Origin of the sequence: Flavobacterium pectinovorum, from assembly GCF_006438875.1 — a bacterium.
Lineage (GTDB): Bacteria > Bacteroidota > Bacteroidia > Flavobacteriales > Flavobacteriaceae > Flavobacterium > Flavobacterium pectinovorum_A.
On the sequence record NZ_RCZH01000011.1, the window covers coordinates 152,353 to 177,072 of the forward strand.

General features: G+C 31.5%; 21 protein-coding genes and 1 tRNA gene. 7 read left to right on the forward strand and 15 right to left on the reverse strand.

What is annotated here, in order from left to right; genetic code table 11:
• Window positions 1–20: 20 nt before the first annotated feature.
• Both der and era read right to left on the reverse strand, forming a co-directional pair.
• Window positions 21–1,331 (reverse strand): ribosome biogenesis GTPase Der, encoded by a 1,311-nt coding sequence (gene der / locus EAH81_RS16970; RefSeq protein ID WP_140509281.1) that lies wholly within the window; start codon window positions 1,329–1,331, stop codon window positions 21–23.
• A gap of 452 nt (window positions 1,332–1,783) precedes the next feature.
• Window positions 1,784–2,665 (reverse strand): GTPase Era, encoded by an 882-nt coding sequence (era, locus tag EAH81_RS16975; protein ID WP_140509284.1) that lies wholly within the window; start codon window positions 2,663–2,665, stop codon window positions 1,784–1,786.
• 116 nt (window positions 2,666–2,781) lie between these two features.
• Here era and EAH81_RS16980 point away from each other — a divergent pair.
• The 3 genes from EAH81_RS16980 to EAH81_RS16990 all read left to right on the forward strand — a co-directional run bounded on the left by EAH81_RS16980 (window position 2,782) and on the right by EAH81_RS16990 (window position 3,539).
• A tRNA-Met gene (locus EAH81_RS16980) sits at window positions 2,782–2,854 on the forward strand.
• A 60-nt stretch (window positions 2,855–2,914) separates the two neighbouring features.
• Window positions 2,915–3,169, forward strand: a complete 255-nt coding sequence (locus EAH81_RS16985; protein ID WP_140509286.1) for a GIY-YIG nuclease family protein — start codon at window positions 2,915–2,917, stop codon at window positions 3,167–3,169.
• Window positions 3,170–3,284: 115 nt separating this feature from the next.
• Window positions 3,285–3,539, forward strand: coding sequence for a GIY-YIG nuclease family protein (locus EAH81_RS16990; protein ID WP_140509288.1), 255 nt, complete (start codon window positions 3,285–3,287; stop codon window positions 3,537–3,539).
• A gap of 217 nt (window positions 3,540–3,756) precedes the next feature.
• Here EAH81_RS16990 and EAH81_RS16995 read toward each other — a convergent pair whose 3' ends face one another.
• The 10 genes from EAH81_RS16995 to EAH81_RS17045 form a co-directional block, all read right to left on the reverse strand.
• Window positions 3,757–4,512 carry an alpha/beta hydrolase family protein gene (locus tag EAH81_RS16995; protein ID WP_140509291.1) on the reverse strand — a complete coding sequence of 252 codons (756 nt, stop codon included), beginning with the start codon at window positions 4,510–4,512 and terminating at the stop codon, window positions 3,757–3,759.
• A gap of 188 nt (window positions 4,513–4,700) precedes the next feature.
• The gene (locus tag EAH81_RS17000) at window positions 4,701–5,339 is read right to left on the reverse strand and encodes a hypothetical protein (protein WP_140509294.1); all 639 of its coding nucleotides are present in this window, start codon (window positions 5,337–5,339) and stop codon (window positions 4,701–4,703) included.
• A 222-nt stretch (window positions 5,340–5,561) separates the two neighbouring features.
• Entirely contained in the window at window positions 5,562–5,996 is a 435-nt protein-coding gene (locus tag EAH81_RS17005; protein WP_140509296.1) for a GNAT family N-acetyltransferase, read from the reverse strand.
• A 168-nt stretch (window positions 5,997–6,164) separates the two neighbouring features.
• Entirely contained in the window at window positions 6,165–6,833 is a 669-nt protein-coding gene (locus EAH81_RS17010) for a hypothetical protein (RefSeq protein WP_140509299.1), read from the reverse strand.
• A 151-nt stretch (window positions 6,834–6,984) separates the two neighbouring features.
• The gene (locus EAH81_RS17015) at window positions 6,985–7,665 is read right to left on the reverse strand and encodes a DUF4844 domain-containing protein (protein ID WP_161595821.1); all 681 of its coding nucleotides are present in this window, start codon (window positions 7,663–7,665) and stop codon (window positions 6,985–6,987) included.
• A 441-nt stretch (window positions 7,666–8,106) separates the two neighbouring features.
• Window positions 8,107–8,538, reverse strand: a complete 432-nt coding sequence (locus EAH81_RS17020) for a DUF4279 domain-containing protein (protein ID WP_140509304.1) — start codon at window positions 8,536–8,538, stop codon at window positions 8,107–8,109.
• 162 nt (window positions 8,539–8,700) lie between these two features.
• A complete protein-coding gene (locus tag EAH81_RS17025) occupies window positions 8,701–9,114 on the reverse strand; it encodes a hypothetical protein (RefSeq protein ID WP_140509306.1) in 414 nt (137 codons plus the stop codon).
• A 193-nt stretch (window positions 9,115–9,307) separates the two neighbouring features.
• Entirely contained in the window at window positions 9,308–9,988 is a 681-nt protein-coding gene (locus EAH81_RS17030) for a tetratricopeptide repeat protein (protein WP_161595822.1), read from the reverse strand.
• 526 nt (window positions 9,989–10,514) lie between these two features.
• Window positions 10,515–11,036: an STM3941 family protein gene (locus tag EAH81_RS17040; protein WP_140509313.1), complete on the reverse strand. Its 522-nt coding sequence runs from the start codon at window positions 11,034–11,036 to the stop codon at window positions 10,515–10,517.
• A 206-nt stretch (window positions 11,037–11,242) separates the two neighbouring features.
• Window positions 11,243–11,845 (reverse strand): hypothetical protein, encoded by a 603-nt coding sequence (locus EAH81_RS17045; RefSeq protein ID WP_140509315.1) that lies wholly within the window; start codon window positions 11,843–11,845, stop codon window positions 11,243–11,245.
• Between the two features lie 284 nt (window positions 11,846–12,129).
• Here EAH81_RS17045 and EAH81_RS17050 point away from each other — a divergent pair, with 284 nt between their 5' ends.
• Window positions 12,130–12,534 (forward strand): helix-turn-helix domain-containing protein, encoded by a 405-nt coding sequence (locus EAH81_RS17050; protein ID WP_140509399.1) that lies wholly within the window; start codon window positions 12,130–12,132, stop codon window positions 12,532–12,534.
• Between the two features lie 218 nt (window positions 12,535–12,752).
• Here EAH81_RS17050 and EAH81_RS17055 read toward each other — a convergent pair whose 3' ends face one another.
• Window positions 12,753–14,774 carry a M13 family metallopeptidase gene (locus EAH81_RS17055; protein WP_140509318.1) on the reverse strand — a complete coding sequence of 674 codons (2,022 nt, stop codon included), beginning with the start codon at window positions 14,772–14,774 and terminating at the stop codon, window positions 12,753–12,755.
• A gap of 157 nt (window positions 14,775–14,931) precedes the next feature.
• Window positions 14,932–15,744, reverse strand: coding sequence for a DUF5694 domain-containing protein (locus tag EAH81_RS17060; protein WP_140509320.1), 813 nt, complete (start codon window positions 15,742–15,744; stop codon window positions 14,932–14,934).
• A gap of 603 nt (window positions 15,745–16,347) precedes the next feature.
• Between EAH81_RS17060 and EAH81_RS17065 the strand changes: the two genes are divergently transcribed.
• The 3 genes from EAH81_RS17065 (at window position 16,348) to EAH81_RS17075 (ending at window position 22,949) form a co-directional block, all read left to right on the forward strand.
• A complete protein-coding gene (locus EAH81_RS17065; RefSeq protein WP_140509322.1) occupies window positions 16,348–21,195 on the forward strand; it encodes a RecQ family ATP-dependent DNA helicase in 4,848 nt (1,615 codons plus the stop codon).
• 158 nt (window positions 21,196–21,353) lie between these two features.
• A complete protein-coding gene (locus EAH81_RS17070) occupies window positions 21,354–22,049 on the forward strand; it encodes a pseudouridine synthase (RefSeq protein ID WP_140509325.1) in 696 nt (231 codons plus the stop codon).
• A gap of 399 nt (window positions 22,050–22,448) precedes the next feature.
• On the forward strand, window positions 22,449–22,949 hold the full coding sequence (locus EAH81_RS17075) for a GNAT family N-acetyltransferase (protein ID WP_140509327.1): 501 nt from the start codon (window positions 22,449–22,451) through the stop codon (window positions 22,947–22,949).
• Window positions 22,950–23,359: 410 nt separating this feature from the next.
• Here EAH81_RS17075 and EAH81_RS17080 read toward each other — a convergent pair whose 3' ends face one another.
• Window positions 23,360–24,418 (reverse strand): hypothetical protein, encoded by a 1,059-nt coding sequence (locus EAH81_RS17080; protein WP_140509330.1) that lies wholly within the window; start codon window positions 24,416–24,418, stop codon window positions 23,360–23,362.
• Window positions 24,419–24,720: the final 302 nt, after the last annotated feature.

Here is a 24,720-nt window from a genome sequence, read left to right on the forward strand (position 1 = left end):
TATTTTTGTAAAAGAAAATTTTATTTCTCTCTGATATAAATATCGATTGGCACTCCTGAAAAGTCCCAATTTTCTCTAATTTTATTCTCAAGATATCTCTTATATGGTTCCTTAACATATTGAGGCATATTTGCAAAAAACACAAACTGAGGCGTTAGCGTTGGCAATTGCATACAATATTTAATTTTTACATATTTACCTTTTGTTGCAGGCGGCGGATAAGCTTCGATTACCTTCAACATAAATTCGTTGAATTTAGAAGTTGGGATTCTTTGTTTTCTGTTTTCAAAAACCTGAACCGTAGCTTCCAATGCTTTCAATAAACGTTGTTTCGTTAAAGCCGAAACGAACAAAATTGGCACATCAGTAAAAGGCATTAATTCTTCTCTAATTTTAGCTTCATAATCACGAGTCGACATGGTATCTTTTTCAACTAAATCCCATTTGTTAACCAAGATTACAACACCTTTACGGTTTTTTTCAGCCAACCAGAAAATACTCTGATCCTGACCTTCAAATCCACGTGTAGCATCGATAATCAAGATACAAATATCTGCATGCTCAATCGCACGTACAGAACGCATTACGGAGTAAAACTCTAAATCTTCCTTAACTTTAGCTTTACGACGGATTCCCGCAGTATCAACCAAGTTGAATTCAAAACCAAAACGGTCAAATTTTGTATCAATTGCATCACGAGTTGTACCCGCAATATCCGTAACCATGAAACGTTCTTTACCAATTAACGCATTGATAAAGCTTGATTTACCAGCATTTGGACGTCCAACAACAGCAAAACGAGGCAAAACAACTTCTTCCTGAACTGGTTCTGGTTTTACCGGAAACGAGTCAATCAAAGCATCTAATAAATCTCCGGTTCCACTTCCTGAAATACTTGCAAAAGTAAAATATTCTCCTAAACCAAGATTATAAAACTCAAGAGCGTCTTTCTCACGCATCGCATTATCAACCTTATTTACAGCCAATAAAACCGGTTTTGTTACTTTACGCAATAAACGCGCAACAACATCATCCATTGGTGTAATACCTTCCTCAACATCAACCACAAAAATAATAACATCTGCTTCATCGATAGCAAGCTCCACTTGTTTACGAATTTCTCCTTCAAATACGTCATCAGATCCGCGAACATATCCGCCGGTATCAATTACAGAAAACTCTTTTCCGTTCCACTCGCTTTTACCGTAGTTTCTATCTCTGGTAACTCCAGAAACCGAATCTACAATAGCTTCTCTTCTTTGTATCAGCCTATTAAAAAGGGTTGATTTCCCTACATTAGGTCTTCCTACTATCGCAACAATGTTATTCATTTTTTTGAATTTTAGATTTTAGATTGCAGATTTTAGATTCTAGTTCCCTAAAATTCTATCACTTATCAATCTAAAATGCTTTATTTTAATTTTTTGCAAAGGTAGTTAAAAAAGTGACTATCCCGAAGCTTCGGGACTAAGTTTCTAATTACCTAAGTTTTTTATTATTTTTCCTGTTATTTTTAGGATTGTTTTTTGGAGCTATTTCCTGCTATCCGTTTCAATCTTTTGGTCCGCTAAAAAGCGTCACAAAAGGATTTCCTCTTCTATCAGGGCTAAAAATCCAGTTTTCAGTTTTCAGTCGCAATTTTCAGTTCTAAACGTTATGTCTTTCAAAACCCTGAAACAATTTACCCGTTCCAATTTCTCATTTCAAACTTGAAACCTGAAACTTTAAACAATTAAGTATTCCAATTTTAAAACTGAAAACTGAAACTGCGACTGAAAACTCTTTACTGGTTATATCCAAACCTTTTAAGCATATTAGCATTGCTTCTCCAGTTTTTATTCACTTTTACAACTAGTTCAATGTGAATTTGTTTTCCAAAGAATTTCTCTAAATCAGCACGAGAATCTACGCCCACTTTTTTCAAAGCTGCACCTTTATGTCCAATGATAATCCCTTTTTGAGTTTCGCGTTCTACCATAATAATCGAACGGATTCTGATAATAGCTTCGTCTTCAAAAAACTCTTCCGTAACGATTTCAACTGCATACGGAATCTCTTTGCTGTAATTCAGTAAGATTTTCTCACGAATAGTTTCGTTTACGAAAAAACGTTCCGGTTTGTCTGTTAATTGATCTTTTGGATAATATGCCGGAGATTCCGGCAACAATTCGATGATCCTCCCGAAAACTTCCGGAACATTAAAATTCTGTAAAGCGGAGATTGGGAAAATTTCAGCATTTGGCACTTTTGCAGTCCAGAATGCTACTTGTTCCTCTAATTGTTCCTGATTTGAATTGTCGATTTTATTCAACAACAACAAAACCGGAATTTTAGCATGGATAATTTTATTAAAGAAAGCTTCATCTTTTAAGTCCTGCTCCCCTATTTCGACCATGTAAACCAGAATATCAGCATCTTCAAAAGCCGATTTTACAAAGTTCATCATCGATTCCTGCATTTCATAAGCGGGTTTAATGATTCCGGGAGTATCCGATAATATAAGTTGAAAATCTTCGCCATTCACGATTCCAAGAATACGATGACGAGTTGTTTGTGCTTTTGATGTAATGATTGATAATCTTTCTCCAACAAAGGCGTTCATCAATGTTGATTTTCCAACGTTTGGATTCCCGATGATGTTTACAAAACCTGCTTTATGTGACATTTGTGTACTATTTATTTTGCAAAGGTAGTCATATCAACTCAATACAGAAAATAAAACATTTTTTAAAGTTTTCGTTGGATTTCTCAAAAAACGGCGTATCTTTGCACCCGAAACATCGCGGGATAGAGCAGTAGGCAGCTCGTCGGGCTCATAACCCGAAGGTCACAGGTTCGAGTCCTGTTCCCGCTACTAAAAAGAAAACACCACTTGAAAAAGTTGGTGTTTTTTCGTTTATAACACTTTGCATTTATGGAAGAATTTGTTGTTTACATTCTTTTTTCGGAAAAATTCAATAAAAATTATACTGGTTATACTTCTAATTTAATTGAAAGATTCAAATCTCATAATATTCTTGAAATAAAAGGATATACTTTAAAATTTAGACCTTGGAAAGTAATTCATGTAGAATTTTTCAATTCAAAATCTGAAGCGATGAAAAGAGAAAAATATTTAAAAACAGGAATTGGAAGGGAGTTCATTAAAAATCTTATTGAAAACCAGTAGCTCGCCTGACTCATATCCGCCGCGGCGGACTCAGGTTCGAGTCCTGTTCCCGCTACGGAAAAGAAAACACCACTTGAAAAAGTTGGTGTTTTTTCGTTTATAACACTTTGCATTTATGGAAGAATTTGTGGTTTACATTCTTTATTCTGAAAAATTCAATAAAAATTATACTGGTTATACTTCTAAGTTAATTGAAAGATTCAAATCTCATAATATTCTTGAAATAAAAGGATATACTTTAAAATTTAGACCTTGGACTGTTGTGCATGTTGAATTCTTCAATTCTAAATCTGAAGCTTTAAAAAGAGAAAAATATTTAAAAACAGGAATTGGAAGAGAATTTATTAAAAATCTTATTTCCCAATTATAATTTGTCGGGCTTATATCCGCCGCGGCGGACACAGGTTCGAGTCCTGTTCCCGCTACTAAGAGAAAAAGCTTCAGAGAAATCTGGAGCTTTTTTGTTTATATACTAAAATTTGATTTAGATTGCCGGTGCGAAGTCAGGAGACATTCGCATAACTTGGAACTCTTCGGGGAGCGAGGTTTAAGCATTGCTTAAATTGTCAGTTTTTTATTCTTATTTTTCAGTCCTTCAGAAACGTCAATACATAATCTCTTATTTCTTCACGTTGCTTATCAGTTGCGTTATCGCACATGTCGCTGTGAATAGTGTTAGGCAGCTTTATAATCGTTATTCCATATTTTTTCTGTTCGGCTTCTGTAGGTAAAACACCTGGATCGGCAGGTTGGTCGCTTGAACGCAATGAATATACTTTTGGGTAAGTTGTTCTCGGTAAAGCCATACGCCTATTATCAAACGTAATAATTTTGTAAACAATGCCTGAATATTTTTGAGGGAATAATGCGGTCATATCTCCACCAATTGAGTGTCCTATGAGTGTGATATGCTTGAAGTCTATTTCAGGATTTGATTTTTTTAATTCGTTTATTACGAACAAAATATTGTCTGCTCCTCGTTCCCAAAATGGTCGCCTTACAATTTGCGGAATTCCTTTTTCAGGAATTAAACTATCTGTAGGACGTTCGTGCTGAATACTTACGACAAAGTACCCTTTTGATGCCATAAAGTTGGCGAGATCTGAATAGCCTAAATAGGGTCTGCCTTCGTTTTGACTATAACCATGACTAATGAGTACAATTTGCGGATGCTTAGTTTGTGGCTTATAAATCGCAATTGGAATTTCCCTGTTTCTTGATTGGTCTAATAAAGTCAACGTGTCCAAAGCAATGCTGAATACCGATTCATTTTTAACCGATTTTGTTAGTGTTGAGCAACTTGTCAGAAGTGCTAATGCCAAAACGTAAATTATTCTATTCATTTTATTGTCTTTTGAGGTATGTCTTTTAGCATGACCGCTAACGTTCTCGCGCTACAAGCAGTTTGGGACTAAATTAATTCCATTATTCGGATTTGCCAAATCATCCAAATAGAAAACCAACTTTCCTCCCGATACTTCGGGAAAGCCAATTACTCAAATCTGTTGTCGTAGCTATTATGCGTTCGGTTTTATTCGTTCATAATATTTTCTAATTCTGATTTTTGTCCGTTATATATTTTGAAAAAATCATTTGGATTTTCTGCTATTTTTATAACTCTTTCCTTGTGGTCGTGGTTTAACCGATAGACTTTTCCTTGCTTATCAACTGCAATGTAGTTTCCATCTTCCATATCTAAAATAGTATAAAAAAGTTTTTCGTCTATTTCAATTTCAAAGGCATTTTCAACATCCAACAGGTTTAGTTTTTCTTCATTACTATTCTTAAGAACTTTCAAAACAATTTCTTTATCTGAATTTTGTATTTTTAAATATCCGATTTCAATTTCTTCAATTTTTATGTTATTTAAGTCAAAATTTCTATGAAAATTTTTCGGATCATCAATGTTTATACTTGTCAAAGAATTATGAAAATAATGTAACTTTAAAGGAATATGCTTTTTGGATTTTTTTTCGAAAACAAGAATTCCATTTAAATGGAAAGATGTATTATGATTTCTTCTTATTTCTTCAAATACTTTAGGACTATAACTTCTATTCAAATAAATTCCTTGAGGCTTTACTGTAAAGTGGATTCCGGAAAGGTTAGATATTTCAATTACTTTTTTAAATTCTGGAAACTCATTATTTAACAATTCTGCAATTTTCATTTCAAATTGTTTTAAATGCTTTTTACTTGTATAAAAGTTGAATATATTCATGTATTTTCGATTCTCTCAAACTGACAGCTAACGTTCTGGCGCTACAGCGGGTTTGGGACTAAATTAATTCCATTATTCTGATTTACCAAATCATCTCAAATACAAAACTAACTTCCCATTAAGCTTATTGCCCAAATCCGTTGTAGTAGCTGTTAGCAGTAGTTGCTTGTGTTAACCTAAGTTCATGTCAAATATTTTTTGCTCTTTCGTTTCAATAAAACCAATTCTATTATAAAAAATATGGGTTTCTTTACGAAGTGTATTACACCTTACTCTGATTTTATTACTCTTTTTTGAGTGAGCCCATTCGATTACTTTTTTAACTAAAATTTTTCCGATCCCATTTCTTCGGTAATTTTCATCTACTATTAGACCCCCAATTTCTACAAAAGACTCAGATTCAACTCTAAGAGAATAAAAACCATGAATCCAACCAATAATATTTTCATTAACGATAATTACATAAATACAATTATCAACATTATTTAAAATTTCGGAAAGTCGATTATGTGTTTTTTCAATTGTTGATTTATAACCTAATTGATTAGATAGTTTGTTTATAAATTCAACATCATTTAATTCCGCATGTCTTAAAAACAGTTTCATACTTCTTAGATTTACTATTACTACTAACGTTCTCGCGCTACAGTGGGTTTGGGACTAAATTAAGCCCTATTTTCTGATTTGCTAAATATTCCCAAATACAAAACCAGCTTTCTATTGAGCCAATTACTCAAATCTATTGTAGTAACTGTTAAGCGACGTAATATTTTATCAACGGCAATTTAAACCTTCGCAATATATTCCAAGACTCTTTGTCTTAATAAATCCATCTCTACTAATTTTTATTTCAACAGACTCTCTTCGGGTTGGAAATTCATGATATTTCATAAGATGCAATTCAAAACCATTTTGCAAATTTCTGTACTCACTTCCTCGAATATCATTATCTAACTCATAGCCATAAGTCCTTGCCAAAAGAATCGCTTCTTCAAGATTATCAATTGTTCCTAAGAAATCGCGAAATTGTTCTTCAGTTTTTAAGCTGTTTACTCTGCCATTATCAATTATCACAACATAATTACAGCGAAAATTTGGATGTCCTCCAAAGAAAATTCCAACGTTATAATTTGGTCTTGGTTTTTCATTTATTTTTTTTCTCAATATAGAATCTCCGCCTTGTTTTAAAACAGTATAGGTTTCTGAACTAGAGTTTTGATTATACGCAACGTATTGCCAATATTTATATTTTCGATTAGGGTTTATATGCTTCGCTAAGCTGTCCAAATAATTTTCCTTTACGCTGTAACCAATTTTATGAAAATCAGTAGTTCCTACAACGTCTTTAGTTCTCATTTCTTCTTCTAATTTCACTAGTTTTTCAACTTCTTTTTTTTGGCAAGAAATGAATACGAGTATACTTAGGATGATTATGTTTCTCATTTTACTGGATTTGAAATTATGGCGCATAACATTTATTTAACTACAACGGGCTTCGGACTAAATTAAACCCTATTTTCGGATTTGCCAAATCATGCTAAATACAAAACCATTTTTGCATTAAGCCAATTGTTCAAATCCGTTGTTGTAACCTTTATTCAGTTGCCTTTATTCTCATTTTTAATTGTTCTAATCTTTGTAAAGCTTTCGGCAAATCATATTCCTCTTTTGACAACTCTTCTATTAGTTCATAATTTAGAAATCTATATCTTTTTATTCCACAGCCTTTATCGAGAATATTGAGTTCTGAACATTTTATACATTTAATTATGTCAAACTCAAAAGTAGGAATTTCATTATCTCGTTCCAATATAAAAGTTTCCAATTGAACTTTACATTTTTGACATAATATAGAAAGAATTTCATGTCTTTTCTTTTCTTCTGCTAATATTTTTTCCGAAGCTTTTCTTTCGACTTCCTCATGATCATAAGCTTCAATTCCGTATGTCCAGAAGTTTAATTTTTCATTAATACTCCTAATGTTTAAAATTGTGGCAATCTCAGCAAAATAATCCAAAACAAATTCTTTTTCTTCTGTATCTAATTCGTCAGATTTAATTTCCTTGAAATGGCGTTCAAATATGTTCTCAATTTCTTTATCCGATTTTTTTGTATTATTTGCAGAAATTAAATTCGTTAGTAAATCATTAAAAGAATTTTCAAGTGTAATGCATAGACTTTTTTCTGAAGAATTCAATCCACGATTTTCCCATTCTTCGCTTGAGAATTTTTCTGTGCTTTTTAATTTTTCTAATGCTAAAATCGTATTATTCACTATTGTTTCTTTAATGTAACTGGCAACTTATTTATATGTGACAAAATCACACAAAGCCATCCAAATTTGCGTAGATATGTGTTATAAATTTCACACATTATTTATTTTCAAATATATAGTTTTTCACTACAAACTATTAAAGGGCTTTAAATTTGATTGATGATTTTTGGCACTTGCATGAGTGGCTATGCAAACAAAAATAGAGAAAAAAGTAAGATGCACATCCTAAAACACTGCAATAATCCAAGATAATCTGGTCAGATATTTCGATGCTTCCCGCTAATAAGACAAAGCTTCAGGGAAATCTGGAGTTTTTTTGTTTTAAAATAAAAGTAAAAAGTCTGAGACTTTTATCAGGTTTACAAATTCTACGAGGCAAAAAAAACGCACAAAGTCTAGAGATATTTACCTTTTCACGAGAGCACTTTGGAGAATGTTTTTTTATTCATTCTGTTTTTCCAATATTCCAATTGGATCCGCTTTGTAAAGATCAAAGTCAACTGTTGTTTCGGTTTTTGCTAAAAAATCAATGGTTCTTTTGTTTAGTCCGAAATACGGTGTCGATGAATCAGGATTAATATCTATGTCAATCACAAACTGTATCGTTGTACTTAAATTTAATTTGTCCTTTAGATTCTTTATGATTTCTATTTTAGGTTCAAATATGTCAATCAGTTTTTTAAGGAAAGTCTCTAAATCAATTTTATAGATCCACGCTGTAGATTTCGGCACAGGCTCTTTCTTTATCATTACAGAAGTAGGTTCAATATTTAGTTTCTCCGTAATTTCTATTGTGTCAAAGTATTCGGCATCAAATGAGAAATACAAATAGTTATTGCACTCTGTTACACTATATATTAATTTTTTATACATCGTTTTTTAAAATTGTAACGAGTTTGATACTAAATTAAGCCCTGTTTTCAGATTTGCCACCCAAGCGATAGCGAACAGGCGAAGCAATCATCCCAAATACAAAACCAATTTTCCATTAAGCCAATTGCCCAAATCCGTTGTAGCTGCTATGTGACGTATTTTCTATTTAGTTTTGCAATATACTTCCATATTTGGTAAACCTGGGGGATTGCTTTTTCCGTCAGAAACTAAAACCAAAATGAGTTCATTTTCATTGATTTTAGTTATGCGTGAATTTGTTTTGTCATTAATTGTAAGATCAATGTATTTTTTCTTTTCATTAAAAGCCCATTTTCCTTTTTGTTTAGTTTTTTCTTTGATTACTAAATAGGTATTATCAGAACTAAACTCAAATTCAAAGGCAATATTATTTGGTAATTGATTTATTCTCATTCCATTCATAATCGCATAATCCGCTTTCCAAGTTTTACATAAAGCTTTATTCAGTTCGGTTTTGGTTTGTGTTATATTTTGTGCTTTTGAGTTAAAGTTTATTCCAAAAAACAAACCTAATGTTAGGTATAAAATTTTCTTCATTTAAAATCTAGATTTTCATTATTTCCGTTTAGTTTTTTTTCTAATATGTCGCATAACGTTCTTGCGCTACACGCAGTTTAGGACTAAATTAAGCCCTATTTTCGGATTTGCCAAATCATCCCAAATAACAAAAACCAACTTCCCATTAAGCCAATTGCCCAAATCCGTTGTAGTAGCTGTTAGCCGTAGTATTTTATTTTTCCATTAGTTGTTTCTGTATTTCAGGACTTATGTTTTTTCCAAGTTTGTTGGCAGTTATAAAATATTCCATTGCTTTCTTTTTATCGCCTTTTTGAAGGTAACCAATTCCTGTATAATACAATGCATCTGCTGAAAATTCAGGATTATTATCTTTCCAAACTTCATACGCCTTTTTACTATAAACTATTGCAGAATCATTATTGTTTTCTCTTAAATAAACCTCAGATAAACTATATAATCCATCTCCATATTTTGGATTGTTTTTCACTAGCTTTTTAAATGTTTCTTTTGCTGATTTAAAGTCATTTTTAAACATATAAACTAATCCCAAATTATGCATTGCAAGTTCATTTTTTGGTAATTTTTTTAATGATAGCTTATAATAATATTCGGCATCATCTAATTTATTTAATTTACGAAACGATAATGCACAATTATCAATTGCATCTGTATAATTAGAATCTATTTGTATAGCTTTTTTATAATTTTTGATTGCTTCTACATAATTCTCATTATGAAACTCATTATATCCTTCTGTATAGTATTTTAATGCTTCTGTGTTTTTTGTCGGAGAATTTAATTTTTGTTCATAATACACAGTATCATATTTTTTTTGTGAATTACCACAACCAATAATAAATAAATTAAGTGATAATAGTAAAGTAATTTTCAATTTCATTTTTTTGTTTTCTAAGTGAATATTACGGCTAATGTTCTAGTATTACAGCGGGTTTGGAACTAAATTAATCCCGTTTTTCGGATTTGCCAAATCATCCCAAATACAAAGCCAACTCCGCATTAAGCTAATTCCCAAATCCGTTGTAGTAGCTGTTATGCAACGTTTTTTCTTCCAAAGTCAACTTCTTTCCAGTAATATTCTAGCACTTTTTTTATTAGTCCATTTGTCAACAATCATATATACTTTAATTTGTTCTATCCAATATTTTTCATCCGAAATGCCGTTAAACATTAACTCGAGTGATTTGTTTGTATTAAAATTAATGATTTTCCTTTCTCTTGCTAATTTTGCAAAAGCCATAGCTAAAACCTCTTAAGAAAGTCGAATATTCTCATTTGGTAAAATGTTGCATAACATTCTGGCGGTTGGCGAGGTTGGGGAATAAAGAAGCGAGATTTTTCTTCCCAAGTACGAAACCATCTTTAATTTAGCTTAAAACCCCAATCTCACCAAACGGCTGTTATACGGTGTTTTTTATCTTTTTATTTAACAGTTCGAGTAATTTCTGTTGTTTAATGTTTAAAAAATCCGTTTGAATAGAATATTGAGAGTTAGCAGTTGGTTTGCTTATTTTATTTAGAAATCTATAAAACCACGTTTTAGTATATTTTTCTGTTGGTTTATTCAGTTCAATAAATATTTGTCTATTTGTCTTAATTCCTCGATAATGATTATTAACGATAAAAAATGATTTTATTTTATCAATCTGAATGGTTCTAGTTGAAATCAAAGCATTATGAATTATTATTTGACTATTTGTAATTGTTAAAAGGGGCTTTTTTCTCGTCAATAATAAAAGCGACAAAATAATTCCAAACGAAAATAACAAAAAAACAAAAATTAAAATTACACTTTTAAATAGCTTTCCTTCAAAATTAATCAATTTGTCACCCAAAAATATTCCTGCAATAACAAATATTGAAGAAATTAAAAGTAATAAAAATGATGTTAATTTGTTTGAATAAAAGTTTTCTTCTTTCAAGTGAATTTAATTTAAGTAATTTCTTTTGGTTAATGTATTTCCTACTGTTTTTCTAAAATGCCACATACCGTTCTGGGACTACAGCAGGTTTGGGACTAAATTAAGCCTTTTATTTTAGATTTGTCAAATCATCCCAAATACAAAACCAATTTTCCATTAAGTCAATTGCACAAATCCATTATTATGTAGCTGTTATCAGCTTTTTTTTATTCAATTATTGGACAATTAATTTCATAAGGTTCTTTTGGGAAACCATATAAAATCATCTTTTGTCTGTCTACATATTTTATTGGAATTAGTTTATCAAAATAAATATCCGTGCAAAGTGAAAGAAATAACGTTTCATTTAGTTTTCCTAGCATAATTCTGGTTCCTTCTCTATTCAAACGTTTGTTTATTTCTTGTATAACTGGTGAGTCCAAAACTTCATTGAACCYAACATTCACTTTTTCTCCATTCCAATTAAATTCAAACTTTAAATTCTGAATTTCACTTTCTGTCAATTTAGTTTCAGTAGCGATTAGTTTTTCGTAATCATTTTCGAATATACAATCTTCATTTATAGACTTTTCATCACTTAAAACTTTGTGAATTTTTCCATTTCTAAAAAACCTAATTCGATTTTGATTTATAAATTTATGTTCCGTTTCGCTTATTTTTTCACTTCTATTCTCGTTTACGATTGTTATTAAATAAATTGCATCACTTTTTTCAACGTTAAAAAAATCAATACTATTTTTATTAAACTGAATTATCTCAGGTTTCCCATAATGATCTGGAGTTTTTATAAATAACCAATTTTCTTTCATATACGATTTTTATAAGATAGCCGCTAACATTCTGGCTCTTGGCGAGGTTGGGAATTAAAGATACGAGATTTTTCGGGTTTAAAATTTCTAAGAAACAAAAAAATGCGCAAAGTCAGTTTCGATGGCTTTCGGGATTGTGCAACTTTTCATGAAAACACTTCGAAAAACGAGGTATATAACATCTGAAAAAACTGATATTTAAATGATATTTTTTTATCTTTGAAATTCAAAATTTTTAAGCCAAATGGCTTTATCTTTGAGCCTTCAGAAAATTGATATTCATTATAGAACAGAAAATACATCAGGGAAGAAACGTAAAACGTTTTAGAGAAATGCTTGGCATCAAACAGGAAGCATTGGCTTTTGATCTGGGAAATGACTGGAATCAAAAGAAAATTTCTATACTGGAGCAAAAAGATGTAATTGAAGATAATCTGCTTAAACAAATCTCAAATATATTAAACATTCCTGTTGAAGCTTTTCAAAATTTTGATGAGGAACAGGCAATAAATATCATTTCGAATACTTTTGGAGATAATGCTTGTGTTGCAAATCCTAATTCTACATTCAATTTCAATTCTGTTGAAGAATTAAAAAAACTTCATGAAGAAAAGATTGCTTTGTTTGAACGCATGCTGAAAGAAAAAGATGAAATGATGGCAAGGATTGAAAAATTAATCAATAAATAATTTAGGAATATTTCTCATTCATATATAGAAATTTAAATTACGAAATAATCATTTATAAAAAATATCAAAATAAAGCTTCAGAGAAATTTGGAGCTTTTTTATTTCAGCTAAAATGGAAAAAGTTTGGATACTTTTATAAAATTTCTAAGAAATAAAAAACTGCGCAAAGTTCAGAGACATTTGCGCAGTTTTTTATAGTCAAACTTCGAAGACCGAAATTACCAAATTGTTATTCTATCCTTCTTCGGCAAAAACATTTTATCTCCAGGTTTCACATTAAATGCTTCATAAAAAGGCGTAGTATTCATAAGAGGTCCATTAACACGCCAATTTGGTGGAGAATGTGGATTATTGTTAATCCACAAACGCAGGAACTCGTCTTTCATTTTTACTCTCCATATTTTGGCTATAGAAATAAAGAAGCGTTGATCTGGAGTAAAACCGTCAATTTTTGCATTTCCTTTTCCTTGCTCGGTCATTTTAAAAGCATCATAGGCAACTGCTATTCCCGCAATATCCGCCGTATTTTCGCCAACTGTCATCGCGCCATTAATGTGCAGATCGCCTAAAACAGTATAGGTACTGTACAAATTGATAACCTGTTGTATTCTTGACTTAAACTTTGCATAATCCTCTTTTGTCCACCAGTTTTTTAGGTTTCCATCTTTGTCATATTGAGCACCTTGGTCATCAAAAGTATGAGTTATTTCATGACCTATAACCATTCCGATACCTCCATAGTTAAGCGCATCATCTGCAGTATTATCAAAATATGGGGGTTGTAAAATACCTGCAGGAAAAACAATTTCGTTTGCAGTAGGGTTATTATATGCCGTAACTGTTGGAACTGTTGTAAACCATTCTGATTTATCGACCGGTTTACCCAATTTTGCCAATTGAAATTGATACGCTTCTGTAGCCGCCGAAACCATATTCTCAAAATAAGTACCTCTGGCTATATTTACATTCCTATAGTCCCTCCATTTATCCGGATATCCTATTTTCTTGGTCATGGCAAACAATTTTTCTTTAGCTTTTTGTTTGGTACTTTGACTCATCCACTCCAATTTATCAATTCTTTTACCGTATGCTTTTTGCAGATTATTCACGAGGACTAACATACGTTTTTTGGCATCTTCCGAAAAATATTTCTTTACATACAATTCACCCAACGCCTCGCCTAAATAATTGTCAAGGACATTAGCCATTATTTCACCACGTGATTTTTGAACAGCCTGACCAGAAAGTACTTTGGTATACTCAAAGGAGGCATCTGCAAAAGGTTTGCTTAAATCATCTGCATATCTTTCTATAGAATTTGCTTTCAGGTAAATTTTCCAATTACTGATGGGAATGGTTTTTAAAAGCTTATTCAGGGCATCATAATAAGCAGGCTGACCTACATTAATAGAATCTGTTTGAGCTCCTAAAGTATTTAAAAAAGCACCCCAGTTTATGTTGGTATGTTTTTTTACAAGATCTGTCAAAGCCAATTTATTGTAATTTGCCTGCACATCGCGAAGTTCAACTTTTGTTTTATGCGAAACGGCAAGTTGTTTGTCAATATCGTAAACCAAATTAGCATTCTTTTCAGCCTCTTTGACATTACTGCCTGTTTGTTGAAATAATGTAGCAAGGTATTTTTTGTACGATTTCTGTATGGCAAGAGTTGATGAATCTGATTTGAAATAATAGTCCCTGTCAGGCAAGCCAATACCCGTTTGATAAATTTGGGCAATGTTCATACTGCTGTTTTTTTCATCGGGTGAAACTCCAAAACCAATAATAGAGGAATTGCCCACTTTTTCTTCATTAACCACAAAGTTCATTAAGGATGGTAAATCGCTAATGGCTTCAATTTTGGCAAGCAGCGGTTTGATAGGTGTATAACCGCGTTTATCAATAGTTACAGTATCCATACCTGATGCATAAAAGTCTCCTACCTTTTGGGCTATACTTCCTGCTGGATTCTTGCTTTGCGAAATACTGTCTAATATTCCCTGCAGGCGCATTCGTTGCGGGAAATTCATAAACATATAGGTACCAACTCCGGCTTGAGATGCAGGTATTGCTACAGAATCATACCATTTGCCATTTACATATTTAAAAAAATCATTACCAGGTCGCAATGTGGAATCTATTCCGGTGATGGCAATATTTTTTTTTCCTTCATGTTTTGAGCACGCTGTAAAAGCTAAGAATGCTAAGAATGCTAAGAAGAGCATTAATGAATTTTTCATAATCTGGACTATTTCTATTAAAATGAACTAAAAAATGTTTGAAAGCCGATATCTTAAAATTTATATTCCTCCATAATTTAATTTTAGCAGAACAATATACGAATTCGGTTTTTAATTCTAAAGTTTCTACTTAAATTACTATTTATATAAATCAGAATTATAGTAGGCTATTCAATTCAATGACTTCAAAATCGTCATTATTTTGTAGTAGGTGTTTTAATATAGGAATGTGTCCTTGCCCAAAAATTAAAATAACATATTTGTCCGAAGGTTTAACTTGATTCATAATATTTGAATAAATAGCAAGATTTCTTAAATACCAATCTGATACATATTTTGCTCCGGCATAATTTTTACCAGCTCCAATCTTTGCCATAAATTTTAGATAAATTGATAAATTTCTTTTTAATTCTTCGGGTTTATTTATGTATTTTAAAACATCGGTTATTGTGCCTTTTTTCAATTTATTATCAAAATCCTTCACCATTAAATTTGCCTCGGTCCCTAAATCTTTTAGCAAATAAAGTTGATTATTTTCTTTTGCGGTCGCACCCATTAAGCTATCTGACAGTCCATAGAATTTGTCTACACAGTTTATTTGATTTAATTTTAATTTTTTAGCTAACCTAAAGCCAATTTGTTCTCTTTCTGAAACTGTAAGTTTATATTGATCTGCTAAATATAAATTATATAAACTATCGACAGAACGTTGATTTTCAAATGGTCTTTCAATCATTACTTTAGTCGCTTTTGTTTGAGAAAGAACATTAGTTAAATTTTCTAATTCACTTTGTCGTTTAGCGCTAAAAAAATCGTCCACTTTTAATTCAAATTCATCTGTATGTGGAGTTTCAAAATGAATAGTCCCAATTAATAAAATTTTAGTTTTTGGTTTGGATTCTTGTCCAAAAGTTGTTGTTACTAATAAAAGCGTAATTAAAAATGTAGAAATTGTTTTAATGAAAGTCATTTTTTTGGTTTATGGTTTAGTTTATTTTTTATCGTTGTTGTTCTCCCAAATTGACACTAAATTTTGATTCGTTATTTCTGCCACCCAAATGTAAGACCCAACTTTTATCTCTGCATGACAAACATACCAAGCCCCTTATTTTAGGGAAATCTGTATGATAAATATTATATATTACTTATTTTCAAATATAATTTTTTTTCATAATAAATCATGAAAAATACTTTTAATTCCTTAGATGATTTTAGAACGGATCCTGAGAGAAAAAGTTAAGAATACATTTCCGTAATTACCAAATTCATTAAATAATTTTAGTTGTTTAACATTTCAAAGGAAAGTACTTTCTTTTTTCAATCAAATGGTCATAACATTCTAAAATATTAAGATGCGTATCCTATAATACTACCATCATCCTCAAAAAAGTAGTTAGATTTTCTATTCTTCCCGTTACTAAAGGAAACACAATAATCATCAAAAAGCCTGATTTAACAAATGCATCTTAAATTTAGAAATTAAATGCTAAATTAGCTTACTATCATTTTCATAGTTAAATACTTATGTATTTATGACTTGATAGAAAGACCAAACCTTAATCTTGTTGAGTTTATGCTAATAGATAAACAAAATAATAAGCGTTTAATTACATTCATTGACACCGAAATTGAACCAACAAAAGGTAAAATCCTTGATATAGGTGCAATTAAAGAAAACGGTAATCAATTCCATAGAGCATCTTTAGGGGATTTTGTTCAGTTCCTCAAAGGTGATGATTATGTATGCGGGCATAACATTTTAAATCACGATATAAAATACATAGGTAATGCAATTTATGATGCTGGTATTAACCCTTCAAACATAATTGATACTTTACATTTATCTCCTTTATTATTTCCAACTAATCCTTACCATGCGTTATTAAAAGATGATAAACTTCACACTGAAGAGACAAACAACCCTTTAAATGATTCCATAAAAGCGCGACATTTATTTAATAGCGAAGTTGCCGCTTTTTGGCAAATGGATGAAACACTTAAAGAAATCTTCTCTCTGCTGTTAAGTCCTACAAAAGAATTTGGAGCTTTTTTTCGGTTTGTAAATTACAGTCGCATAAATACTGAAACAGACGCACAGATTAGATTAAAGTTTCGCGACGAAATTTGCGAAAAGTCAGATTTAACCAAAATAATAGCTGAACATCCAATTGAACTGGCCTATTGCCTGTCACTGATTAATTCATTTATAACGCACAAGAGCGTCCACTCCATTACACCTGCCTGGGTTCTTAAAAACTATCCAGAAGTGGAACGTATATTAGTATTATTACGGAATAAACCTTGTATAACAGGCTGTACTTATTGTAATAACGCCCTCGATATACACAAAGGATTAAAAAGTTTCTTTGGTTTCGATTCCTACCGAACTTATGGCGGTGAACCGCTTCAGGAAAAAGCCGTTAGGGCTGCTGTTAACAACAAATCTGTGCTTGCCGTTTTCCCTACAGGTGGCGGAAAATCGATTACATTTCAGGTCCCTGCACTTATGAGCGCCGAAAACTCAAAAGGATTGACCATTATAATTTCTCCCCTACAGTCGTTAATGAAAGACCAGGTTGACAACCTCGAAAAGAATGGAATAACTCAAGCTGTTACTATTAATGGACTATTAGACCCTATCGAAAAGGCTAAATCTATTGAAAGGATTGGAGATGGTTCTGCTTCTATTCTCTACATTTCACCTGAATCACTGCGCTCAAAGACTATCGAAAAGTTAATTTTAAGTCGGAAAGTAGCCCGTTTTGTGATTGATGAAGCACACTGTTTTTCATCATGGGGACAAGATTTCAGGGTTGACTATTTATATATTGGAGATTTTATAAAATTAATTCAGGAAAAGAAAAACCTTGGAGATAGTATACCTGTGTCTTGCTTTACTGCAACGGCCAAACAAAAGGTAATTGAGGACATACGGGATTATTTTCGTGAAAAATTATCACTGGATCTTGAAGTATTCACCTCGAAAGCATCAAGGACTAACCTCCAGTACAAGGTTTTTGAAAAGCAAAATGAGGAAGAAAAATATTTGACCACACGAGATTTAATTGAAGAGAAAAACTGCCCCACAATTGTCTATGTTTCCCGAACACGAAAAGCTTATCTGCTTGCTGAAAGGTTAGCAAAAGATGGTTTTAATGCAAAACCATACCATGGCAAAATGGATAAACAGGAGAAAACCGAGAATCAGAATACCTTTTTAAACGGGGAAACACAAATTATGGTTGCCACTTCTGCATTTGGTATGGGAGTAGACAAGAAAGACGTGGGCTTAGTCATTCATTATGAAATATCAGATTCGCTTGAAAACTATGTGCAGGAAGCAGGACGTGCAGGCAGGGATGAAAATATCTCCGCCGATTGTTTTGTTCTTTTTAATGAAGAAGACCTTAGTAAGCATTTTATTTTGTTAAACCAGACCAAACTTTCCATAAAAGAAATCCAGCAGGTCTGGAAAGCGATAAAGGATATTACAAGATTCCGATCGAAAGTATCTAATTCAGCATTGGAAATTGCCCGAAAAGCAGGTTGGGACGATAATGTTGTAGAAATAGAAACTCGTGTAACTACCGCAATAGCAGCTTTGGAAGATGCAGGATATCTTAAACGTGGACAAAATATGCCCAGAGTATTTGCTAACAGTATTTTATCTAAAAATGCCCAGGAAGCCATTAATAAAATAAACGCTTCGGGAAAATTTGAAGAAAAACAAAAAGAGCAGGGCGTTCGTATTATAAAGAAACTATTTTCAAGTAAAAGCAAACAGCAAACCAGCAACGAAACTGCCGAATCAAGGGTAGACTACATTAGTGATCATTTGGGTATAGTAAAAGAAGAGGTTATTAATGTAATTAACCTGTTGCGTGAGGAAAATATCCTGGCAGATGCGAAGGACCTGACTGCATTTATAAAGAAAGCAGACCATAAAAACCGCTCTCTTAGCATCGTTGATACATACAGCAAAATTGAAAACTTTTTACTTCCTGTTTTTAAAGAAGAAGAAAGTGTTTTTAATCTGAAAGAATTAAACGAAGAGGCTGAAAAAAGTGGCTGTGAGAGCGTAAACACTAACAAGCTGAAAACGATAATTAATTTTTGGTGTATTAAGAACTGGATTAAAAGGAAAATTTTAGACTATTCTAAAAATCATATTGCTGTACTCTGTCTTCAAAGTAAAGAGCAATTAAAAGATAAGCTTGAAAAACGCCATGAACTTGCAAAGTTTATCGTTGATTTTTTTTATGATAAAACAGTCAATGAAGCCGTAAGAGATCAGGTTGATAAAGAGGAGATTCTGGTAGAATTTTCGGTTCACGAATTAAAGGAAGCTTATGACAATAGCCCCAACCTTTTCAAAAAAGAAATAAGCATTGATGATATTGAAGATACCTTGTTTTACCTTTCGCGGATTGAGGCCATAAAGATCGAAGGTGGCTTTCTTGTAGTTTATAATCGCTTAACTATTGAGCGAACCGAACAGGATAATAAAAAGCGTTATACCAAAGACGACTATGAAAAGCTCAACCAATTTTACGAAAACAAAGTTCAGCAAATTCATATCGTGGGTGAATATGCCCAAAAAATGATTACCGATTACAAAAACGCACTTCAGTTTGTCGAAGATTATTTTCAGCTGAATTATAGTTCTTTTTTAAATAAGTATTTTAAAGGCAGCAGACAAAATGAGATTAAACGGAATATTACACCGGCAAAATTCAGGCAACTGTTTGGAGAACTGTCCCCGACACAATTGAAGATAATTAATGATAATGAAACACGACATATCGTTGTTGCTGCCGGACCTGGCAGTGGAAAAACAAAAGTGTTAGTCCATAAACTGGCTTCACTCCTTTTAATGGAAGATGTTAAACATGAGCAGCTGCTAATGTTGACATTTTCAAGGGCGGCTGCTACCGAATTTAAAAAGCGTTTACTAAAGCTAATTGGTAACGCTGCAAACTTTATTGAGATCAAAACCTTTCATTCTTATTGTTTTGATCTTTTGGGTAAAGTCGGCACTTTAGAGAAATCGACGGATATTTTAAATACTACAGTTGAAAGGATTAAGAACGGTGATGTTGAGGCTAATAAAATCACTAAAACTGTTTTAGTTATTGATGAAGCCCAGGATATGAATGCTGATGAGTTTGCCCTTATAAATGCATTGATGGAACAAAACGAAGAAATGAGGGTTATTGCTGTAGGAGATGACGACCAAAACATTTATGAATTTAGAGGAGCGAGTTCAAAATATCTTGAACAATTTATCTATGAGAATAACGCCGTAAAACATGAGTTAGTTGAAAATTACCGTAGTAAAAGTAATCTGGTTGCATTTTCGAATCAATTTGTACGGCAAATTCAACACCGTCTAAAAGAAACACCGATCATTGCAAATCAAACCGACAACGGAAAAATCAAGGTTATTAAGTATCAAAATAATAATCTTATTACTCCTATTGTAACTGACATAACTAATACAGACCTTTCCGGAACCACCTGTGTACTCACAAAAACTAACGAGGAAGCCATAAAAGTTACAGGGTTACTTTTAAAGAATAATATCAAAGCAAAACTAATACAATCTAATGATGGTTTTAGTTTGTGTAATCTTGTTGAAGTTCGGTTTTTATTGAATAAAGTAGATTTAGGAACTGATATTTACACCATCAGTGATGAAGTTTGGGAGAATGCTAAACGCGAGCTAAAGAGTACCTTTCATAACAGTAATAAATTAGAGATTTGCCTGAACATTATCAAGGATTTTGAAACCACTAATCCTTATAAAAAGTACAAATCTGATTTGGAGGTTTTAATCCGGGAATCTAAACTGGAGGATTTTTATAACGAAAATGGCGAAATAATTTTTGTATCTACCATCCATAAAGCTAAGGGAAAAGAGTTTGATAACGTTTTCCTCTTGCTTGAGAGCTTTGATCCTACTACCGATGATGCCAAACGGCAATTATATGTTGCAATGACCAGAGCTAAACGCAATTTAAATATCCATCTAAATGAAAACTTTCTTAATCATCTGATAGCGGAAAATCTTGAACGACGAGAAGATTTTGAGCATTATCCGGCACCTGATAAAATTGCTGTATATGCAACTTTTAAAGATATCTGGCTGGATTATTTTATTAACAAACAGACTTTAATTTCTCAACTGGCATGTGGAGATGTATTACATATTAATGGGGATGAATGTTTAAATTCAAACGGGCAGTCTGTATTGAAATTTTCAAAGCTATTCATTAAGAAAATTGAGGAAATGAAGTCAAAACACTATGAATTAAAAAGTGTAAATGTGAATTTCATTTTATACTGGCTTAAGGAAGGAGCTACACAAGATGTCAAAATAATTCTACCTGAGCTTTATTTTGAAATTATTAGGCATAAGTGAACTATAACGTGAAGGATTAATAATACTTGACCAGGATTACAGGTGCAAAGTCAGGAGACATTCACACAGCGTTTCATAAGAACTCCTTGGACAGCTAGATATAGAAATAAATAAGTCCCAAAAGTGATTTTAATCGAAATCTCGTTTATTTTTGCCAAATGTTAGAAATTCTTTACCAAGACGAATATATTATAGCAATTAATAAACCAAGCGGATTGCTGGTTCATAAATCATTTTATGCACGCGATGCAAAAGTTTATGCTATTCAGGAATTGAGAAATCAAATAGGGCAACATGTTTATCCTATTCATCGGTTAGACCGAAAAACATCTGGTGTCTTGTTATTTGCTTTGGATAAAGAGATTCTAAAAATTATGAATGATCGTTTTGCCACACGCGAAGTCGAAAAAAAATATTTAGCAATTTTACGCGGTTGGTCACCCGAAGAGCTAACGATTGATTATGATTTAACTAATGATGATGACATTACACAAAATGCAATAACATACTTTCATCGTTTGCAAAATGCCGAAGTTGAGTTAGAATTTAACAATAAACCCACGTCACGATATTGTTTGGTAGAAGCAATTCCTGAAACTGGACGTATGCATCAATTACGAAAACATTTCAAACATATTTTTCATCCCATTTTAGGAAGTCGTCCTCATGGTTGTAACAAACAAAATAAATTATGGCTGGAGAATTATGACCTGAAAGAAATGATGCTTCATGCGCATCAATTAATTTTTAATCATCCTATAAACAACGAACAACTAATCCTGAATGCAAAGATTAATGAAGAGTTTAGCAGAGTAGGAACTATTCTTAATCTCGATTTGAGTAAGTATCAATAGAATAATAATTTTAAAATTATTGTTGTATTTTGAAATTTAAGATACCCATGCTATAATACTCGAATAATCCTCAAAAAACTGGTTAGCTATTTCAATGCTTCCCGACAAAGACAAAGCTTCAGAGAAATTTGGAGCTTTTTTTGTTTATGGCACTTTATTTTTTATCATCCTGAGCGATCCCGAAACTTCGGGAGAAGAAACGCAACGTATATCAAACAAAGAATTTAGACAATCTTATCACTTTCTAAAATCTTTTCTTTACATTCCACTTTGAAGAACATCAGGTTTGCTCTGCTTATTTATTTTCTGTAAATTCGGCTGTGATTACAAAAGAAAAATTCTGCTATTAACTTCGGCAAAAAACCACTAAATTATTTACGTCAATATTAACTACCATCCATGTCTACTCTTTACCAAAGCCCAAGAATAATTATTCGTGAATTTCTACCTCAGGAAAAACAAACATTTTTAGATCTTTTTAAAGACAATCAAGTTACGCAATACCTTCCTGATGCTTCACCGGAAAGATATGTGGAGATGTTTAAGGAATTGCTTGAAAATTATGAAAAGAAAAATCTTAGTCGCTGGGCAATATTCGATGCTACAAATAATAATTTTATAGGAATGTGTGTTGCTCGTATTTTTGTACACAATACAAGCCAAATAGAAATAGGATATGTACTTAGTAGGGAATATTGGGGAAAAGGTATTGCTACAGAAGTATGTAAGGCTCTAACTCAATATAGTTTTACAAATACAAATACAAAAGAAGTTGTAGCCATAACGGATCTCAGCAACAGCGGATCACAAAATGTATTACAAAAAGCCGGATTCGAACGATTAGATAATTTAATACGAAATCAAGAAGAACTGGCTTATTTTAAGATCGAAAGATTGTAATATCCATTCTCAGTAAGGTGTTTATTGCAAATATCTTTTTATAGGATTTACGGTTTTAGAAACAAAAAAATTGCGTGCAGTCTAGACATTTTTGCAATTATTCATAAGAAAATTTTCACTGATTGTATTATCCGTTAAGCCATACGAAAGAATTCATGCGAGAGCGGGAGAGCAAATAGCATTCTATTAGCTAATGATTAAATTTACACTGTAGTTATGATTTTACAAAAAGAAAGAGCTACAAAAATGTAGCTCTCTTTTATGCATTAAACATTAATCTAAGTCTTAAATTCCTGTTTTAGTTCTCATAATCTGTATATTTAAAGTTTATACTTTATAGAATCTTTCTTCTATAATCAAAAATAGTCTAATATTCAATCTCTGCCAAATTAATAATGATTAATTATATGTTAATTATTATCATGAGTTCGATATAAAAATATCTTATATTTTTCTCCAGGTAGAAACACATCTCTATTTACATAACAAATTCTATCTTGAAAGATATTTTCTTTATTAAAAAGATTGTCACCTACTGGCTCAAATACAATTTGTAATTTTTTACATAATTTAATTCGCACAGTAAGATCATCTACTACATGACTACTACTAAAACTTACTATTCTATCATCTTCAATTATTTGAGAAAACTGAAAACATCTTTCAATATGATATTCCTTTTTTTTACCTAAAGGATAAGAATACTTCTTTTTTACAAAATTTTCATTTTCTTCCTGATTTGTTATAATACACTTTTTTAAATCAATTTTCTCATCATCAATTCTAGTAAAACTTTGGATTAGTAAAACTGATTCTTGATTATTTTCTTTTTCAATTTGCTGAGAAAATGTTACGAAAAACTCCCAAAAAAAATCATCAATTGAATTTCGTACAATTGTAAATGAAGAAAATTCCTTTACATTAATCGTTTTGTTATCTTCTGCTAATTCAAATTCATAACTAATTTGTACATTTTTATAATACTTATCTAAACTATTATTTTCGAATAAATTATTTTTAATATTTTTTTCTATTTTATAATATAATTCTGGAAACTCTTTTTTATACTTTATTAAAGTTACTTTCTTCCAAATCTCAGTTAAATCCCCTTGCTTATTTAAAAAATCTTCTGAAAACGTTATTGTCGAAACAATACTTTGGAGTTTTGATTCAAAATTTTGGCTATTAATAATTCTATTAAATTCACCCTCAAAGACTTTAAGATATTGAAAATATTTAAGGGTAACAGTAAAAATGCCTGCTGTAAAAGAAAGAATGCAAAGCGTTTTTAAAAAATCTATTAAATCAGCGTAATCTAATAATAGTCCATGCAAATTAGAATTAAAATAATAAATTAAATAGAATATTAAAAAACAAGATGAGTAACTAAGGAAAATTATATAAGAATTATTAAAAAACCAATTTTTCAAAACAATATACCATTCTACCTTCTCTGCTTCTATTTGCATGTTTTTTCTTTCAAATGTATAAAAGTAAAAATAAAAAAACAAAAGAATATTCCTTCAAAGATAAATATTTTCAATTTTAGCAAAAAAATCTCATTTCAATAAAAGAAGAAAAAAAGGCTCTTTATCCCTTTTTTTACATGTAAAACAATTAATTATTAATCAAACAAATACATCTTAACTAACCCAATTTACGTACGATTTATTTTTTCTAAATGGGCTATTTTTAGAATAACGACAAGAAAAATTTTCAAAAAAATAATTTGCATATTCTAAAATTAATTCCTTTTTTTGCACCCGCATTA

Excerpts from the sequence above, each read along its gene's own strand:
- EAH81_RS17010 (WP_140509299.1), bottom strand. The coding sequence starts at position 6,833 with ATGAGAAACATAATCATCCTAAGTATACTCGTATTCATTTCTTGCCAA.
- EAH81_RS17060 (WP_140509320.1), bottom strand. The coding sequence starts at position 15,744 with ATGACTTTCATTAAAACAATTTCTACATTTTTAATTACGCTTTTATTA.
- EAH81_RS17055 (WP_140509318.1), bottom strand. The coding sequence starts at position 14,774 with ATGAAAAATTCATTAATGCTCTTCTTAGCATTCTTAGCATTCTTAGCT.
- der (WP_140509281.1), bottom strand. The coding sequence starts at position 1,331 with ATGAATAACATTGTTGCGATAGTAGGAAGACCTAATGTAGGGAAATCA.
- EAH81_RS16990 (WP_140509288.1), top strand. The coding sequence starts at position 3,285 with ATGGAAGAATTTGTGGTTTACATTCTTTATTCTGAAAAATTCAATAAA.
- EAH81_RS16985 (WP_140509286.1), top strand. The coding sequence starts at position 2,915 with ATGGAAGAATTTGTTGTTTACATTCTTTTTTCGGAAAAATTCAATAAA.
- EAH81_RS17000 (WP_140509294.1), bottom strand. The coding sequence starts at position 5,339 with ATGAAAATTGCAGAATTGTTAAATAATGAGTTTCCAGAATTTAAAAAA.
- EAH81_RS17075 (WP_140509327.1), top strand. The coding sequence starts at position 22,449 with ATGTCTACTCTTTACCAAAGCCCAAGAATAATTATTCGTGAATTTCTA.
- EAH81_RS17080 (WP_140509330.1), bottom strand. The coding sequence starts at position 24,418 with ATGCAAATAGAAGCAGAGAAGGTAGAATGGTATATTGTTTTGAAAAAT.
- EAH81_RS17020 (WP_140509304.1), bottom strand. The coding sequence starts at position 8,538 with ATGTATAAAAAATTAATATATAGTGTAACAGAGTGCAATAACTATTTG.
- era (WP_140509284.1), bottom strand. The coding sequence starts at position 2,665 with ATGTCACATAAAGCAGGTTTTGTAAACATCATCGGGAATCCAAACGTT.
- EAH81_RS17065 (WP_140509322.1), top strand. The coding sequence starts at position 16,348 with ATGCTAATAGATAAACAAAATAATAAGCGTTTAATTACATTCATTGAC.
- EAH81_RS17070 (WP_140509325.1), top strand. The coding sequence starts at position 21,354 with ATGTTAGAAATTCTTTACCAAGACGAATATATTATAGCAATTAATAAA.
- EAH81_RS16995 (WP_140509291.1), bottom strand. The coding sequence starts at position 4,512 with ATGAATAGAATAATTTACGTTTTGGCATTAGCACTTCTGACAAGTTGC.
- EAH81_RS17005 (WP_140509296.1), bottom strand. The coding sequence starts at position 5,996 with ATGAAACTGTTTTTAAGACATGCGGAATTAAATGATGTTGAATTTATA.
- EAH81_RS17025 (WP_140509306.1), bottom strand. The coding sequence starts at position 9,114 with ATGAAGAAAATTTTATACCTAACATTAGGTTTGTTTTTTGGAATAAAC.